This is a genomic window from Mycobacterium florentinum, assembly GCF_010730355.1.
GTDB classification, from domain to species: Bacteria; Actinomycetota; Actinomycetes; order Mycobacteriales; family Mycobacteriaceae; genus Mycobacterium; species Mycobacterium florentinum.
On sequence record NZ_AP022576.1, the window covers coordinates 2105140 to 2120723 of the forward strand.

The following is a 15584-nucleotide window of genomic DNA, read 5'->3' on the forward strand; positions in this document are numbered from 1 at the left end:
ACGGTGAGGTTAACGGCGTGCTCCGGTTCACGAGGCACGGCGTCGGCCGATGACGCCTTCCGTCCATGCCCGCTCTTCGGTGTAGAGCGCTTCGTCCTCGGTTTGCACGCGTTTGCCCTTGCCGGCGCCTTGCCCCTGACCGCCTTGACCGCCCATCGGCATGCCGCCGCCCATACCTGCGCCCGTCCCATTCAGCGCGGCGTACGCGGCCGGGACCGCGACCTTGCCCGGGCCCACGCCCGGCGCCGCCGGGCCGGCCCCCGATGGCGCTCCCGCAGGCGCCCACGTCGGCTTCGGCAGGCTCGGCACGCCGACCCCGCCACCCCCGACCGAGGCCGGCTTGACCTGCGCCCCTTTCGGCAGGCCTTTGCCGGCCGCGGGAAGCGGCGGAACAGCGGTCGGCATCGATGCGTTGGGCATCGCCGGCATCCCGGCGCTCGGAAGTGTGGGCATCCCGGCGCCCGGGAGGCCGCCGGCCAGTTCATCCGCCAGGTTCCCGGGGTCGACACCGTCTGGGATACCGGTTCGGCCGTTGAAGTCGACCGCGTCTGCCGCCCCGGCCGCGGTCGGGAACATCGGCGGGTTCAGCGGCGGCAATACCGTCTTGTCGCGGTAAAACCGCAGCGCCGTCTCCGACTTTTTCTGCAGAATTGCGTACCACTCAATCGAGGTGTCGATGAGGGCCTGCATTTTGCATTCCACACCGGTCTTGTAGGTGTTTTCGACAAACAAGATGTCACCTGGCCCGGGGTGCTCTTCGGGAATGAGATAGTTTCCATCGAAATCCTGGGTCGCTGTCCCGCTGGCGGGCCGGATCTTTTCCTGGGCGTCGACGATGTCGTTGGCCTGGTCGCGAAGCGAGCAGCACAATTGCACCATCGAAGCTATCCACTGCCGTTGTAGTTCGAAATTTTGCTCGACGGCCGTCCTCGCGTCACCCTCCCAGGAAGTAAACGGGCGAAACCGGGAAGCAACCTGCTGCAGCGCAAACTGGAACGCGTGCCATTCCTGGACGAACGCCTTGCACGTCGCACCCTGGTCGCCGGCTTCGATCGCCATCGTCGCCTGCCTGACCTCGTAGTAAGGGTCAACCGCGACCGGCGGCGCCGGCCGGGGTGCGGGCGGGTCAAAGGGCATGTCCGAGTCGTCGGAGGCCGACACTAGGCCATTTCCGCCGACGGAAGCCGGCATGGGGCGGTCGTCGTTCATGGCGTCCGCGGCTCCCTCATCGACCTCTTCGTAGGCTTTGGCCGCATTCCGCAGGGTTTTCGCGAGGGTTTTCCATTCCCGCTCGCAGCCCTTCAGGTACAGCCGGATTGAGTCGGCGGAAAGCCCGAGTTGCGTGACGGCGTCCGAGGCCATCGAAAGGCCGCACGGCGCCACCGGGTTGGCGGACGGAATGGGAGGGAGTAGTTCCTCGATTTCGTTGGCCCGGGCGATCAGCTCGGCGTATTCCACATTGAGCGCCTGCGGCTGTGTCATGGCAGCTCATCTCCTCTGCGCGGATGTTTTGTATTGGCGTTTTGGCTGCTTCGGCGTGATCACCTAGGACTATTCCGGCGCAGGCGGCTGGGGTCTCTCGCGCAAAAGTGGGGTTCGGGGGATGAGATGTCCTCCCCCTATTGGGGGAGGAAGGCGCGCAGCCGCTTGGCGCAAACCACCTCCCGGCAGACCCGGCCAAGCAAGAATGAGGACGCGCCCGCCCAGGCGGCGAGCGCAGACGACATCTCCGAGGGCCCGTGGAGCAGCCGATGTCACATCAACCAGACCGCGTCAAAGTGATCGTCGCCGATGACCACCCGGTCACCCGGGAAGGCGTCGTGCGGGCACTGAAGTCGAGCGGAAGGATCGAGGTGATCGCTGAGGTCGCCGACGGCCGGGCGGCCCTGACCGCGATCCGCGATCTAGGGCCCAGGGTGGCCCTGATCGATTACAAGATGCCCGAACTCGACGGACTCGACGTGGTCCGAGCGGTGGTACGCGACGGCTTGGACACCCGTGTCATGTTGCTCAGTGCCTTTGACGACAGTGCGGTGATCTACCAGGCCCTGGCCGAAGGCGCCGCGGGTTACCTGACGAAAGACTCCGACAGCGAAGAGATCGTGGCAGCGGTGCTCAAATGCGAGAAGGGTGCGACGTATCTGCCTACAGAATTAGCGGGGGCGCTGGCGGGTGAGGTGAAACTTCGAGCCCGCGGTGATTCCGCGTTGTTGACCCCACGCGAGAGCGAGGTGGTGCGACTGATCGCGGAAGGCTTGTCCGTCCCCCAGATTGCGGCACGCCTCGTCGTGGCGCCCAGCACCGTCAAGACCCATGTGCAAAACCTGTACGACAAGCTCGGCGTCTCCGACCGGGGAGCGGCGGTGGCCGAGGCGATGCGGCGCCGGCTGCTGGAGTGAACTCAGCGCTGCAGCGGCCATTCGACGCAGATGTGGGCTCCCGACGCAACGTCGACTATTTTGAGCGTGCCGCCGGCTGCTTCCACCCGCGCCCGTTGCGAAGCCAGACCGATATGTCCTTCGGCGAGGCGGCGCATCATCGCATCAGCCGTTATCCCGATGCCGTCGTCCGCCACATCGAGACGGCAGACGTGATCGTCGACATTGAGCTTCACCGACGCGTGATTGGCCTGGGAATGCCGGACCACATTTGCCAACAGTTCGCGGACCACACCGAAAACCATTGGGTCGATTGAATTTCTGCGTGGGCAGTCGATTTCGGTCGTGATCGTGACGCCCGAGCGCTCGGCGGTGGCGGTCGCCAGCTTTTCGACCGCGGCACCCAGCCCGACCTGCTCGAGCACGGCCGGATGAAGCTCGAAGGTTGCCTCCCGCAATCGCCGGGACGCGTCGTCGAGGCTGGCGACCGCACGGTGCAGTGGCTCGGCCGGAGATTTCTTGGCGAAGTCGACGACGTCGCGCCGGGCCGCGAGGACGTCTTGCAGCGGCCCGTCATGGATCGCTTCCGAAATCTCTCGCCGTTCCCGCTCCGAGGCCGCCATCGTCTCAGCGAGCAGCGCCTCCCGCGAAGCGGTGATTCGGGCCAGTTCGGCAACGTATCGCCGGCGAAAGAGGACGGCATGTAGCGCTGTGCCACATAGGAATCCGTAGATCAGCACGATGACGAAGGTCTTCGGCCAGCCCAGTTGATGCGGAATGACGGGGTCTTGAAGTATCGATACGGTGAATGCGGCGAAGGCAAAGGTCAGGCCCACGGTGGCGCGCCGTCCCGATAGGTCCAGCGAAACCATGCGCGGCACCAACACCATCAACAACAGCGGAATGTGCCCACCGGGTGACAACAGTTTGAAGCCGACAATCGCCACCACGTCAACCATCGCGAGGATGAACAGCGTGCGGTCCGTCGCCATCGACCGGCTTGCGGAGGAATACACCAGAATCAGCACGCTCAACGCAATGAGGGCATAACCCACGGCCACCGCATCGTCCGGAGCCCATCTCGGGGCACGGTAATCCGTATGGACCACGACGGCCCCGATCATGATGATCACGACGACCATCCGCTGCACCGACACGACTCGCAGTGAACGCCAACGATGTTCACGGAACACCGCGTCCAGCTCCGTGCCGGTGATCTCGGTGTCGTTGGCCGAGACTTCGCGTGACGGCTTCAACTGCCATCCTCTGACTCGTGTTGTGACTCGTCAAAGGCTATACGGGCGACCGAAAAGCGACCAAGCGAAAGCTCGGCATCGGTCAGGGCTAACGTCGTCGTATGGACACTTTTCAGGCGTTGGTAGCCCGTCAGGATGGTGACCGGATCACCGCGTCGGTCGAGACGCTCAGCCCGTCCGACCTGCCGCCCGGTGAAGTGACGATCCGGGTGCTGTTTTCCAGCGTCAACTACAAGGACGCGCTGGCGCTGACGCCCAGGGGCGGCGTCGTGCGCGACTATCCGATCGTGCCGGGCATCGACCTCACCGGCGAGGTCGTCGAGTCTCGGTCGCCGGACTTCAGCGTGGGTGACAAGGTGCTGGCCCACGGGTACCAGATCGGCACCGGCCACCACGGCGGCTACGCCGAGTACGCGCGGCTGCCGGCCGATCAGGTGGTGACACTCGGCGCGCTGAGCCCGCGCGAGGGCGCGGCCATCGGAACCGCCGGCTTCACCGCCGCGATGAGCGTGCAGGCGCTGATCGATTGGGGCATCGCGCCCGACGACGGGCAGATCGTGGTCACCGGCGCCTCCGGCGGTGTCGGCTCGGTCAGCGTGGACATGCTCGCCGCCGCGGGCTACCAGGTGGTCGCCTCCAGCGGTAAAGAATCTGCCGCCGGAATGCTGAAAGAGCTTGGCGCCAAAGAGATTATCGGCCGGCTACCCGCCGATCCCGACGCCAAGCCTCGTCCCCTGGCCAAGGCGCGATGGGCGGGCGCGGTCGACTGCGTCGGGGGCGCGACATTGGCCGATGTGCTCAGCACCGTCGAATACGGGGGCGCGGTGGCGGCCAGCGGCCTCACCGGCGGGCCCGCGCTGCACACCACCGTGATGCCGTTCATCCTGCGCGGCATCTCCTTGCTCGGCATGGATTCGGTGCTGATGCCGATCGCGCGGCGCCGCAAGCTGTGGGCGCTGCTCGGCGCCTCGCTCAAGCCGCGGCACCTGGACTCGGTCACCAGCGACGTCGACGTCAAGGACGTCGTCGGCGTGTTGGATCAGCTGCGCGCGGGCAGCTACTCCGGCCGCGCGGTGGTACGTGTCGCCGGCGGATTCTGAGCTGGCAGTAGGCTATTCGAGCGCCGGCCGGAGGCTTCCGGCCCTATCTACAACGGAGGCAACATGCGCGCAGCACGCGTGACTCGGCTTGATGGTCCAGACGCGATCGAGGTGGGCGAGGTTGACGAACCCACCGGCGACGGGATCGTCGTCGAGGTGCACGCCGCCGGTGCCGCGTTCCCGGACGCGCTGCTGACCCGCGGCCTCTATCAATACCGGCCCGACCCGCCGTTCATCCTGGGAGCGGAGATCGCCGGGGTCGTTCGATCGGCGCCGGACGGCGCGCATGTGCAGCCCGGCGATCGGGTTGTCGGTCTGACAATGCTCAGCGGAGGCATGGCCGAGGTCGCGGTGCTCGCCCCCGACCGGGCGTTCAAGCTGCCGGACAACGTGAGCTTCGAGGCGGGCGCCGGCTTGCTGTTCAACGACCTGACGATGTACTTCGCGCTGACGGTGCGCGGCCGCCTGCAACCGGGCGAAACCGTGCTGGTGCACGGCGCGGCCGGCGGGATCGGGACCTCGACACTGCGACTGGCGCCGGCGCTCGGAGCGTCGCGCACCATCGCGGTGGTCAGCAGCGAGGAGAAGGCCCAGATCGCCACCGCGGCAGGCGCGACCGACGTGGTGTTGGCCGAGGGCTTCAAGGACGCGGTCAAGGAATTGACCGGCGGCCGCGGCGTCGACATGGTCGTCGACCCGGTCGGCGGTGACCGGTTCACCGATTCGCTGCGCTCGCTGGTCGCGGGCGGGCGGCTGCTGGTCATCGGCTTCACCGGCGGCGAGATCCCCACCGTCAAGGTAAACCGGTTGCTGCTCAACAATATTGACGTTGTCGGTGTCGGTTGGGGCGCCTGGGCGGGAACACACCCCGGATCACTGGAAGAGCAGTGGGCCGGACTCGAGCGCCTGCTCGCCTCGGGGCAGCTGGCCGCGCCGCAGCCGGAGGTGTACCCGCTGGAACAAGCCGCCGCCGCGGTCGCGTCCATGGAGAACCGCACCGCCAAAGGAAAAGTCGTCCTGCGCGTCCGCTGACCCCATCTGATCCGCGACACTTAAACGTCTGCGACGACACGCCGTCGCGGTCCGCAATGGCTTAAGTCTCGGCACCAGGACCGCAAGCACGGCCTCACCCTTGTGCACGCCCAAAAGAGAAAGTAATGTCACTTTCAGTTTTGTCGTCAGCTCCGAGGAGTGTCACCCATGGAATCCTTCGTTCACCTGCGCAAAGGCAAGACACCGCATCGCCTGCACGCCGACCTCGACGGCCTTAAGGACGACGAGCTGGGCCGCGGCGGATTCACCGGGCGTACCGCCAACATCTACCGCCGCCACGACCCCACCGCCTACCGGGCGTCCGGACCGCTGCGCCCCGTCGACGTGCTGTCCAGCGAGCTCAAACCCAGCGACGCCACCGACGCCCAAGGTGGACCGCTGCTGATGTTCAGCAACGACGACTGCCGGGTACTGCTGAGCCGCCGCCACGAGCCGATGCCCTACTTCGCCCGCCACGTCGACGGCGATCTGCTGTCCTTCGTCCACCAAGGCACCGGGCTGCTGGAGACCGAGTTCGGTCCGCTGCGCTACCGGGAGGGCGACTGGGTCTACATCCCGAAGGCGTGCACCTGGCGCCAGGTGCCGGATCGCGAAACCACGCTGCTGATGATCGAGGCCACCGACGAGTTCCGGGTGCCGCCGCCCGGCCCGCTGGGCCGTCACTTCCCGTTCGACCCGTCGCAGGCCACGATTCCCGAACCGGCTCCGATCGAGGACGACGGCCGCGACGAGTACGAGGTCCGCCTCGTTCACGAGGGCGGTCCGACAACGCTTGTTTACCAACATAATCCACTCGACGTCGAAGGCTGGCGCGGCGACAACTTCGCGTTCACCTTCAACATCGACGACTACAACGTGATCACCTCCGACAGCGTCCACCTGCCGCCGACGGTGCATCTATTCATGCAGGCGACCGGCGTGTACGTGATGAACTTCCTGCCCAAGCCCGCCGAGGGTGTCGTCGGCACCGAACGCACGCCCTGGTATCACCGCAACGTCGACTACGATGAAATCGCGTTCTTTCACGGCGGCTCGCTCTACGGCATTCCGATGCCCCCGGGCCTGATTACCCATGCGCCGCAAGGCGTTCACCACGGCGCACCAGAGAAGGCGCGCGAACGAGCACGCCGCAAGTTCGACGAGCATTCGCGCGTCGACTGGCAGGTCATCGCCGTCGACACCCGCCGGCGACTGACACCGTCACCCGAAGTACTGGCCAACGATCTAGGACAACACTGATGAGTCAAGCCGTGAAGCGATCCGTCAAGCACGACTACGAACGAATCCCGTATCTGGTTGCCTTCCAGAACAATTCCGGCGTCCGCGACGTCTACGGCGGGCTGGCCGAGATCACCGTGCTGGAGAGCTATCTGCTCAAGCCGAAAGACAAGCCGTCGGACACTGTGCTGGTGTTCATGCACCCGATCGGCGGCGGCGCCTATCTGCCGATGATCAACGCGCTGGCCCGGGCCGGCCACCACGTCATCTACTGCAACAGCCGGTTCCGCGGCACGGACTCGGCGCTGCTGATGGAGAAGGTCGTCGAGGATCTGGGCGAGTGCATCACGGACGCCAAGAACCGGTTGGGCTACGCCAAGGTGGTGCTGGCCGGGTGGAGCGGCGGCGGCTCGTTGTCGGTGTTCTACCAGCAGCAGGCCCAGCACGCGACGATCACGTCGAGCCCGACCGGCGACGGGCCGGACCTCACCAAGCTGGAGCTGCCCGCCGCCGACGGCATCATGCTGCTGGCCGCGCACATCAGCCGGCACGGCACGCTGACCGAATGGCTCGACGCGTCCATCCTCGACGAATCCGATCCCACCAAGCGTGATCCCGAGCTGGATCTCTACAACCCCGACAACCCCAACCAGCCGCCCTACACCGAGGAATTCCTGGCCCGGTACCGTCAAGCGCAGATTGACCGCAACCGCCGCATCACCGCATGGGCCAAAGAGAAACTGGCTGAATTGACCGCTCAGGGCCGCCCCGACGACGAGTTCGGATTCGTCGTGCATGGCACGATGGCCGACCCCCGCTGGCTGGATCCGACCGTCGACCCCAATGAGCGCACGCCGGGCACCTGTTATCTGGGCGACCCGCGGGTGGTGAACATGAGCCCGGTCGGGCTGGCCCGCTTCTCGACGCTGCGCGGCTGGCTGTCGCAATGGAGCTACGACGAAGCCCGCGGCGACGGCGTGGACTGCGGGCGCGACATCGCGATCCCCGCGCTGGTGATCGGCAACCTGGCCGACGACGCCTGCACACCCAGCCACACCCGGAGGCTATTCGAGGCGATCGGGCATCCCGACAAGGAGATGCACGAAATCCCCGGCGCCACACACTATTACGCCGGCCCGGACCAGCGCGACAAACTGCGCCAGGCCGTCGACATCGTCACCGATTGGCTGGTCCGGCACGATTTCGCGAGCGCCGAATGACCCCAAGCGGACCGCTGGACGGCATCCGGGTGCTCGAGCTGGGCACCTTGATCGCGGGTCCGTTCGCCGGCCGCCTGCTCGGCGACATGGGCGCCGACGTCATCAAGGTGGAGCCGCCGGGCGCCCCGGACCCGCTGCGCTACTGGGGCCAGGCCGAACACCAGGGGCACCACGTGTTCTGGACCGTGGCCGCGCGCAACAAGAAGGCCATCACGCTCGACCTGCGCCGGCCGCGGGGCCGCGAGCTGTTCCTCGAGCTCGTCGAGAAGTCCGACATCGTGGTGGAGAACTTCCGTCCGGGCACGCTGGAGAAGTGGGACCTGGGCTACGACGTGCTCAGCGCGCGCAACGCCGGCATCATCCTGGTCCGGGTGTCCGGCTACGGGCAGACCGGGCCCGACGCCCACAAGGCCGGCTACGCCTCGGTGGCCGAGGCCGCCAGTGGATTGCGGCACCTCAACGGCTTTCCCGGCGGACCACCACCCCGGATTGCGCTCTCCCTCGGCGACAGCCTGGCCGGCATGTTCGGCGCCCAGGGCGCGCTGGCCGCGCTGTACCGCCGCAGCGTGACCGGGCGGGGACAGGTCGTCGACGTCGCGCTGACCGAATCATGCTTGGCCATCCAGGAATCCACCATCCCCGACTACGACGTTGGCGGCGTGGTGCGCGGACCGTCGGGCACCCGGCTGGAAGGCATCGCGCCGTCCAACATCTATCGCAGTGCCGACGATTCGTGGGTGGTGATCGCCGCCAACCAGGACACCGTTTTCGCCCGGCTGTGCGCGGCGATGGGCCGCCCCGAGCTGGCCGGCGACGACCGGTTCGCCACGCACACCGCGCGCGGGCGCAACCAGGACGAGCTCGACAAGATCATCGGCGCGTGGGCTGCCGAGCGCCAGCCCGGCGACATCGTCGAAACCCTTTCTGCCGCAGGCGTGATCGCGGGTCCCATCAACACCGTCGCGGAGGTCGTCGACGACCCTCAGCTGCGGGCGCGCGGCATGCTGGTCGAGCACTACGACGAACGCATCGAACGCAATGTGTTGGGGCCCGGTGTTATTCCGGTGCTGTCGGAATCGCCGGGCAGCGTCCGCTGCGCCGGGCCCGCCTGCCCGGGACAACACAACGACGACGTCTACGCGGGGCTGCTGGGCAAGACCGCCGAGGAGCTCGAGGCATTGCGCGGTGAGGGGGTGCTGTGAACCTGCACGTCGATATCCGTGAGGTGGCTCTGCGCGACGGGCTGCAGATCGAAAAGCCAATCCCGTTGTCCGCCAAGCTGGAACTGCTCGCCGCGGTGGCCGCCACCGGCGTGCGCGAGGTCGAGGTCACCGCGTTCGTGTCCCCGACGAAGGTGCCGTCGATGGCCGACGCCGCCGAACTCGCCGCCGAGCTGCACAACTACCCCGACATCGAATTCTCCGCCCTGGTCGCCAGCCCCAACGGCGCCAAGCGCGCCGTTGGGGCCGGACTGCGGTCGATCGAATACGTGGTGGCCGCCGACGATACGTTCAGCAAGGCCAACGTCGGGCGCACCAGCGCGGAAGCCACCGACCAGATCGACGAGATCCTCGCGATCGCGCACGGCAACTCTGGCTTTCCGGTCACGGTCGAGGTTGTCATCGCCACCGCGTGGGATTCGCCGTTCGAAGGCCCCACCCCACCGCAGCGGGTGCTGGAGATCGCCGCGGCCGCCCGCGACCGCGGGGCCGACCGCCTGTCGATCGCTGATACCATCGGCACCACCACCCCGGGCCGGGTGAGTTCGCTGATCGCCCAACTGCGTCCGGTGATCGGCGACCTGCCGCTGGGCGCACACTTCCACAACACCCGCGGCGCCGGGCTGGCCAGCGCGTACGCGGCGGTCACCGCCGGCGTCACCCGGCTGGACTCCTCGGTCGGTGGGCTGGGCGGCTGCCCGTTCGCGCCGGGCGCCACCGGCAACATCGCCACCGAGGACCTGGTCTACCTGCTGACCGACAGCGGCATCGACGTGGACGTCGACCTGCAGGCCGCGATCGCCGCCGCCGATGTCGCGAAATCGGCTGTCGGCCATGACCTGCCGAGCGCGCTGCTGCGCGCCGGCGACCGGATCCGGAACTGATGTCCTCACCCGTCCCCGACGCGTCGCGGGCGCTGACATCCAAAGGCCGTCAGACCAGACAGGCCATCGAACAGGCAGCGCGAAAACTGTTTGCCGAACGCGGCTTTCACGGCACCACGCTGGCCGACATCACGTCGGCCGCCGGAAAATCACCGGCGGTCTTCTACCGTTACTTCGCCGACAAGGAAGACCTGTTGGCCGCGCTGGCGGAGTCGTTCCTGCACGATGTGGTGGCCCCGTCCGGGTTGAGCGTGCACCTGCCGGAGTCCGCGGATGACAACGCGTTCTTCACCTCGGTCGTCACCGGTTACTGGAACATCTTCAAGCAGAACATCGGCATCATGATCGCGGTCTCACAGCTGGCCGCCACTCAACCGCGGTTCGCGGCCGTGCAGAACGAGTTTCGAAAGTTCGGCATGGACATCGTCGCCGCCTCGGTGCGGCGCGCCCAGGAGCAGGGCTACGGCAACGAGCTCAACCCGCAACACACCGCGGCGGCCATCGCGCTGCTGTTCGAGAACTTCACCACCGTCTTCGTCGGGCAGTCCGGTCTCGGAATCCAGATCAGCGACGAGGACGCCATCACCACCCTATCGACGGTTTGGAAGAAGACTCTCTACGGCGTGTAAGGAGATCATCGTGGATTTCACCCTCCCAGAACATCTTCCGGGTGTGCTGGCCGAGATGGATGCGTTCATCGAGGCGGAGATCAAGCCGCTGGAACGCGAGAACATCCAGTATTTCGACCAGCGCCGGGAGCATGCCCGCACCGATTGGGACAACGACGGCATCCCGACGCAAGAGTGGGAGGAGCTGCTCGCCGAGATGCGCCGGCGTGCCGACAAGGCGGGCTGGCTGCGGTACGGACTGCCGGCCTCGCTGGGCGGCCGCGACGGTACCAACGTCGACATGGCCGTGATCCGGGAACACCTGGCGCACAAGGGGCTTGGACTGCACAACGACCTTCAGAACGAGTCGTCGATCGTCGGGAACTTTCCGCAGGTGATCATGATGGAGCGCTTCGGCACCGACGAGCAGCGCCGGGTGTGGTCCGAGGCGTTGATCACCGGCGAACGGTCCATGGCGTTCGGACTGACCGAGCCGCAGCACGGATCCGATGCGACCTGGCTGGAGACCCACGCCCAACTCGATGGCGACAGCTGGGTGATCAACGGCTCCAAGCGATTCAACACCGGCGTGCACCGCGCCACCCATGACTTGGTCTTCGCCCGGACTTCCGGCGAGCCGGGACAAGCCCGGGGTATCACCGCGTTCCTGGTCCCGACCGACACGCCCGGATTCACGGTCCCCTACTACTGGTGGACGTTCAACATGCCCACCGACCACGGCGAAGTCGAATTGACCGATGTGCGCATCCCCGCCGACGCGGTGCTCGGGGAGGTCGACCGCGGCCTGGAGGTCGCGCAGACGTTCCTGCACGAGAACCGGATTCGCCAGGCCGCGAGCAGCCTGGGCGCGGCGCAATACTGCATCGACCGGGCCGCCGAATATGCCGCCAAGCGCACCGTGTTCGGCAAGCCGTTGTCGGTCAACCAGGCCGTGCAATGGCCGCTGGCCGAGCTGCAGACCGAAGCGCAGATGGTGCGGTTGCTGGTGCAATTCGCCGCCTGGCACCTGGACCGCGACCACCACATGGAGGTGTCCGACAAGGTATCGATGGCGAACTATCGCGCCAACCGGCTGGTCTGCGACGCCGCCGACCGTGCCATGCAGGTCTACGGTGGCCTCGGCTACAGCCGTCACGAGCAGTTCGAGCACATCTACCGCCACCACCGCCGCTACCGGATCACCGAGGGGGCCGAGGAAATTCAGATTCGCCGAGTGGCGCAGCGGCTGTTCAAGTTTGGCAAGCAGTGACCGAGGAGCTGGACACCAACCTGGCCTCGGTGTTGGCGCCGGTACTCGGCGCCAACACCACGATCGAAAACCTGCGCGCGCTGACCGGTGGTGCCAGCCGCAGCACGTGGGCGTTCGACGCGGTCACCGACGGCCAACGCCGCGCGCTGATCCTGCGCACCGGGCCACCCGATGAGGTGCACGCGGGTATGGAACTCGAAGCCCGCGCTCAGGCCGCTGCCGCCGCTGCCGGCGCGCCGGTCCCTCACATCCTGGTGGCCGACGATTCGCCTGCCGCACTGGGCAATCCGTTTCTCGTCTGCGACGAGATCAAGGGCGAGACCATCGTCCGGCGCATCCAACGCCAGCTCGACGGCGCCGACGGTTACACCCGCCGAACCGAGCTGCTCCGGCAATGCGCGCAGGCGCTGGCCGCCATTCACCGGGCCGACCCGCAGATCCCCGGCCTGGCCTACGAGGACCAGCTCGTCGAATACCGCGAGCGGCTCGACGCGATGAACGACACCACCGCCACCTTCGAGTGGGCGTTTCGCTGGCTGAGCGCCCACCGCCCGCAACCGTCGGCGAGGGTTCTGGTGCACGGGGACTACCGGATGGGAAACCTCATCGTCGACGGATCCGACCTGGCCGCGGTGCTCGACTGGGAGCTGGTACACCTCGGCGAGGCGTACGAAGACCTGGCTTGGTTCTGCATCCGCGCCTGGCGGTTCGGCGCACCGGCCAGCCTCGGCGCCGGCGGCCTCGGCAGTATCGAAAGCTTCGTGCGCGACTACGAGCAGGCCAGCGGCACCACCGTCGACCGGTCGGCGCTGCACTGGTGGCTGGTGCTGGCCACGCTGCGCTGGGGTGTCATCTGCCGCTTCCAGGCGGAGCGGCATTTGAGCGGTCAATCCCGCTCGGTCGAGCTGGCGACGATCGGTCGCCGGGTGAGCGAGACGGAGTGGGACATCCTGAACCTGCTCGAGGAGGTTCGGTCGTGATCGGCGCTTACGGCCGTCCGCTGGCGGCCGAACTCGTCGCTGCGGTGGCCGAATTCCTGGAAACCGACGTCCGGGCGGCGACCAGCGGACAGGTCAACTTCCACTCCCGGGTGGCCGCCAACGCATTGCGCATCGTCGAGCGCGAACTGCTCGACGAGAGCGAGGCCGAATCGCGAGCCGCGCTGGCCGGCTTGGGTTTCGCCGACGAGGAGCAGCTTGCCGCCGCCATCCGGGCCGGCGAGCTCGACGAGCGTGCCGGCGAAGTCCTGGCCGGCCTGAGAACCCTGGTGCGCAATCGGTTAGCGGTCGCCCATCCCGGATACGACAGCGAATAGGAGCCGCCATGCCCGCTGCTACTGCCGAGGTCGTCGTCGACACGGCCGACCGGCTCTTCGCGTTGATCGTCGCCGGCGACAAGACCGCGGTCGCTCGAATGTTCAGCGACGACATCGCGGTGTGGCGAGTGGGCTCGCGCCGGGACGACGACAAGGCCCGCGCGCTGAAAGTCATCGACTGGTTCATCGATGTGACCACCGAGCGTCGCTACGAGATCCTCGACCGCCGCCTCTTCGACGACGGATCGATCAGCGGCTTTGTCCAGCAGCACGTCCTGCACGCCACCGGCCATGCCGGCCAATCGATCTCCTTGCGCGTTTGCATCGTGATCAGGGTGGGCACAAATGGTCTGATCGACCGGATCGACGAATACTTCGACCCCGCCGGAATAGCGCAGCTGATGAGGTGAGACGGACGATGACGACGCTGGAAACACTGCTGAACGATCCCGCCCTGGCCGGGGTGTGGAACATCGTTGCGGACCGGTCGGCCGTGACCTTCAAGATCAGGAACATGTGGGGCCTGGTGAACGTCAAAGGCCGCTTCACCGAGTTCGCCGGCGACGGACAACTCACCGGCACGGGCGCGGTCTTCGGTCGCCTCGACATCCGCACCGCGTCGGTGAACACCGGCATCGGCCGTCGCGACGAGCACCTGCGCTCGGCCGATTTCTTCGATGTCGAACGCTTTCCCGAGATCAGCGTCGTCGTCACCGCGGTGCACCCGACCGAGGGCAAGGCCGCGGATCTGCGCGCCAGCTTCACCATCAAGGGCGTCACCGCGCCGGTACCGCTGCCCGTCACGGTCACCGAGGCGGGTGACGGTTCGATCCAAATCTCGGGCGAAACCAAGATCGATCGATCCCAGTTTGACATCGGCTGGAACAAGTTCGGCATGATCGCGCCGACGGCCGAGGCGGCGGCGCAGGCCGTTTTCGTGCGGTCCGGCCAATAAAGCCGGGCGCGCACCAGTAGCATCTGGACCGTGCCCGACGCCACCATCGCTCTGCGGATACTCGTCTACAGCGACAACCCCAACACCCGCGACAAAGTGAAGCGGGCCCTGGGCAAGCGCCTGCACCCGGATCTGCCCGAGTTGAACTACGTCGAGGTGGCCACCGGCCCGATGGTGATCCGCACCATGGATGAGGGCGGCATCGACCTGGCCATCCTCGATGGCGAAGCGACGCCGACCGGCGGCATGGGAATCGCCAAACAACTCAAAGACGAACTCGAAACCTGCCCACCGATCCTGGTGCTCACCGGTCGCCCGGACGACGCGTGGCTGGCGACCTGGTCACGCGCCGAGGCCGCGGTGCCGCATCCGATTGACCCGATCGTGCTGGGTCGCACGGTGCTCGGGTTGCTGCGCGCTCCCGCCATCTAGCCCACGGCTGCGCTTCCGTAACGGACCCGGGTCGTCCCGGTCCGCTTGTCTCCGTACCGCTCAATGAATGTCGCGCAACGCCGGCCGGGCGTTCCCGGCTGCCCGCCGGTCGGTTGTTGTCTAAACTCGGCGAAGACCACAGCCGAGTGATTACCATCACCCCGAGCACGTGTCCCAGCCACCTCAACGCTATGTTGAAGATCACTGTGACGGGCTACAGACCCAGCTCGTCACAGCAGCCCGGTCGCCGCCTGGTCGCTTTATAGGCGGCCCACGACGGATCTTGGAGCGAGTTGAACGTCTACATACCCATCCTGGTGCTAGGCGGAATCGCCACCGCCTTTGCTGTCGGCTCGGTCGTGATCGCGAGCCTGGCCGGCCCATCCCGGTACAACAAGTCGAAGCTGGCGGCCTACGAATGTGGAATCGAGCCGACCGAAACGTCGGTGAGTGGCCCGCATGCGACGCCCGGGCAGCGGTTTCCGGTGAAGTATTACCTGACCGCAATGCTTTTTATCGTCTTCGACATCGAAATCGTGTTCTTGTATCCATGGGCCGTCAGCTACGACGCACTGGGAACGTTCGCTCTGGTCGAGATGGTGGTGTTCATGCTCACGGTCTTCGTGGCCTACGCCTACGTGTGGCGCCGCGGCGGCCTGACATGGGATTGAGGTA

The 15584-nt window shown here is 66.7% G+C and carries 17 protein-coding genes; 15 read left to right on the forward strand and 2 right to left on the reverse strand.

From position 1 onward, the window contains the following. Positions 1–27: 27 nt before the first annotated feature. Positions 28–1482 (reverse strand): EspB family ESX-1 secretion system-associated protein, encoded by a 1455-nt coding sequence (gene espB, locus G6N55_RS09820; RefSeq protein WP_085225821.1) that lies wholly within the window; start codon positions 1480–1482, stop codon positions 28–30. A gap of 269 nt (positions 1483–1751) precedes the next feature. On the opposite strand from espB, the gene G6N55_RS09825 reads away from it, so the two are divergent. After that, complete coding sequence (locus tag G6N55_RS09825; RefSeq protein ID WP_085227001.1) at positions 1752–2399, forward strand: response regulator; 648 nt, start codon at positions 1752–1754, stop codon at positions 2397–2399. Between the two features lie 2 nt (positions 2400–2401). Here G6N55_RS09825 and G6N55_RS09830 read toward each other — a convergent pair whose 3' ends face one another. Then, positions 2402–3634, reverse strand: coding sequence for a sensor histidine kinase (locus G6N55_RS09830; RefSeq protein WP_232078963.1), 1233 nt, complete (start codon positions 3632–3634; stop codon positions 2402–2404). Positions 3635–3735: 101 nt separating this feature from the next. Between G6N55_RS09830 and G6N55_RS09835 the strand changes: the two genes are divergently transcribed. The 14 genes from G6N55_RS09835 to G6N55_RS09900 all read left to right on the forward strand — a co-directional run bounded on the left by G6N55_RS09835 (position 3736) and on the right by G6N55_RS09900 (position 15580). After that, positions 3736–4734, forward strand: a complete 999-nt coding sequence (locus G6N55_RS09835; RefSeq protein WP_085225820.1) for an acrylyl-CoA reductase family protein — start codon at positions 3736–3738, stop codon at positions 4732–4734. 63 nt (positions 4735–4797) lie between these two features. Continuing rightward, complete coding sequence (locus G6N55_RS09840; protein ID WP_085225818.1) at positions 4798–5766, forward strand: NADPH:quinone oxidoreductase family protein; 969 nt, start codon at positions 4798–4800, stop codon at positions 5764–5766. A gap of 168 nt (positions 5767–5934) precedes the next feature. Further along, positions 5935–7026: a homogentisate 1,2-dioxygenase gene (locus G6N55_RS09845; RefSeq protein ID WP_085225816.1), complete on the forward strand. Its 1092-nt coding sequence runs from the start codon at positions 5935–5937 to the stop codon at positions 7024–7026. Then, positions 7026–8225, forward strand: a complete 1200-nt coding sequence (locus tag G6N55_RS09850) for an alpha/beta hydrolase (RefSeq protein ID WP_085225814.1) — start codon at positions 7026–7028, stop codon at positions 8223–8225. The genes G6N55_RS09845 and G6N55_RS09850 overlap by 1 nt, the downstream gene beginning before the upstream one ends. Next, the gene (locus G6N55_RS09855; protein WP_085225812.1) at positions 8222–9427 is read left to right on the forward strand and encodes a CaiB/BaiF CoA transferase family protein; all 1206 of its coding nucleotides are present in this window, start codon (positions 8222–8224) and stop codon (positions 9425–9427) included. Before G6N55_RS09850 ends, G6N55_RS09855 begins: the two co-directional genes overlap by 4 nt. After that, complete coding sequence (locus G6N55_RS09860; RefSeq protein WP_085225810.1) at positions 9424–10329, forward strand: hydroxymethylglutaryl-CoA lyase; 906 nt, start codon at positions 9424–9426, stop codon at positions 10327–10329. The genes G6N55_RS09855 and G6N55_RS09860 overlap by 4 nt, the downstream gene beginning before the upstream one ends. Next, positions 10329–10958 carry a TetR/AcrR family transcriptional regulator gene (locus G6N55_RS09865; RefSeq protein ID WP_085225808.1) on the forward strand — a complete coding sequence of 210 codons (630 nt, stop codon included), beginning with the start codon at positions 10329–10331 and terminating at the stop codon, positions 10956–10958. Before G6N55_RS09860 ends, G6N55_RS09865 begins: the two co-directional genes overlap by 1 nt. Positions 10959–10968: 10 nt before the next feature. After that, entirely contained in the window at positions 10969–12207 is a 1239-nt protein-coding gene (locus G6N55_RS09870; RefSeq protein ID WP_085225806.1) for an acyl-CoA dehydrogenase family protein, read from the forward strand. Continuing rightward, positions 12204–13187, forward strand: coding sequence for a phosphotransferase family protein (locus G6N55_RS09875; RefSeq protein ID WP_085225804.1), 984 nt, complete (start codon positions 12204–12206; stop codon positions 13185–13187). Before G6N55_RS09870 ends, G6N55_RS09875 begins: the two co-directional genes overlap by 4 nt. Further along, positions 13184–13522 (forward strand): DUF6285 domain-containing protein, encoded by a 339-nt coding sequence (locus tag G6N55_RS09880; protein WP_085225802.1) that lies wholly within the window; start codon positions 13184–13186, stop codon positions 13520–13522. Before G6N55_RS09875 ends, G6N55_RS09880 begins: the two co-directional genes overlap by 4 nt. Positions 13523–13530: 8 nt before the next feature. Further along, on the forward strand, positions 13531–13932 hold the full coding sequence (locus tag G6N55_RS09885; RefSeq protein ID WP_085225800.1) for a nuclear transport factor 2 family protein: 402 nt from the start codon (positions 13531–13533) through the stop codon (positions 13930–13932). 8 nt (positions 13933–13940) lie between these two features. After that, positions 13941–14477, forward strand: coding sequence for a YceI family protein (locus G6N55_RS09890; RefSeq protein WP_085226997.1), 537 nt, complete (start codon positions 13941–13943; stop codon positions 14475–14477). A 30-nt stretch (positions 14478–14507) separates the two neighbouring features. Next, positions 14508–14909, forward strand: coding sequence for an Rv3143 family two-component system response regulator (locus tag G6N55_RS09895; RefSeq protein ID WP_085225798.1), 402 nt, complete (start codon positions 14508–14510; stop codon positions 14907–14909). A gap of 293 nt (positions 14910–15202) precedes the next feature. Next, on the forward strand, positions 15203–15580 hold the full coding sequence (locus G6N55_RS09900; protein WP_085225796.1) for an NADH-quinone oxidoreductase subunit A: 378 nt from the start codon (positions 15203–15205) through the stop codon (positions 15578–15580). Positions 15581–15584 lie beyond the last annotated feature (4 nt).

What these genes read in the sequence shown, in the direction of transcription:
- G6N55_RS09835 (WP_085225820.1), top strand. Translation starts at nt 3,736, where the DNA reads ATGGACACTTTTCAGGCGTTGGTAGCCCGTCAGGATGGTGACCGGATC.
- G6N55_RS09845 (WP_085225816.1), top strand. Translation starts at nt 5,935, where the DNA reads ATGGAATCCTTCGTTCACCTGCGCAAAGGCAAGACACCGCATCGCCTG.
- G6N55_RS09850 (WP_085225814.1), top strand. Translation starts at nt 7,026, where the DNA reads ATGAGTCAAGCCGTGAAGCGATCCGTCAAGCACGACTACGAACGAATC.
- G6N55_RS09890 (WP_085226997.1), top strand. Translation starts at nt 13,941, where the DNA reads ATGACGACGCTGGAAACACTGCTGAACGATCCCGCCCTGGCCGGGGTG.
- espB (WP_085225821.1), bottom strand. Translation starts at nt 1,482, where the DNA reads ATGACACAGCCGCAGGCGCTCAATGTGGAATACGCCGAGCTGATCGCC.
- G6N55_RS09855 (WP_085225812.1), top strand. Translation starts at nt 8,222, where the DNA reads ATGACCCCAAGCGGACCGCTGGACGGCATCCGGGTGCTCGAGCTGGGC.
- G6N55_RS09885 (WP_085225800.1), top strand. Translation starts at nt 13,531, where the DNA reads ATGCCCGCTGCTACTGCCGAGGTCGTCGTCGACACGGCCGACCGGCTC.
- G6N55_RS09865 (WP_085225808.1), top strand. Translation starts at nt 10,329, where the DNA reads ATGTCCTCACCCGTCCCCGACGCGTCGCGGGCGCTGACATCCAAAGGC.
- G6N55_RS09840 (WP_085225818.1), top strand. Translation starts at nt 4,798, where the DNA reads ATGCGCGCAGCACGCGTGACTCGGCTTGATGGTCCAGACGCGATCGAG.
- G6N55_RS09825 (WP_085227001.1), top strand. Translation starts at nt 1,752, where the DNA reads ATGTCACATCAACCAGACCGCGTCAAAGTGATCGTCGCCGATGACCAC.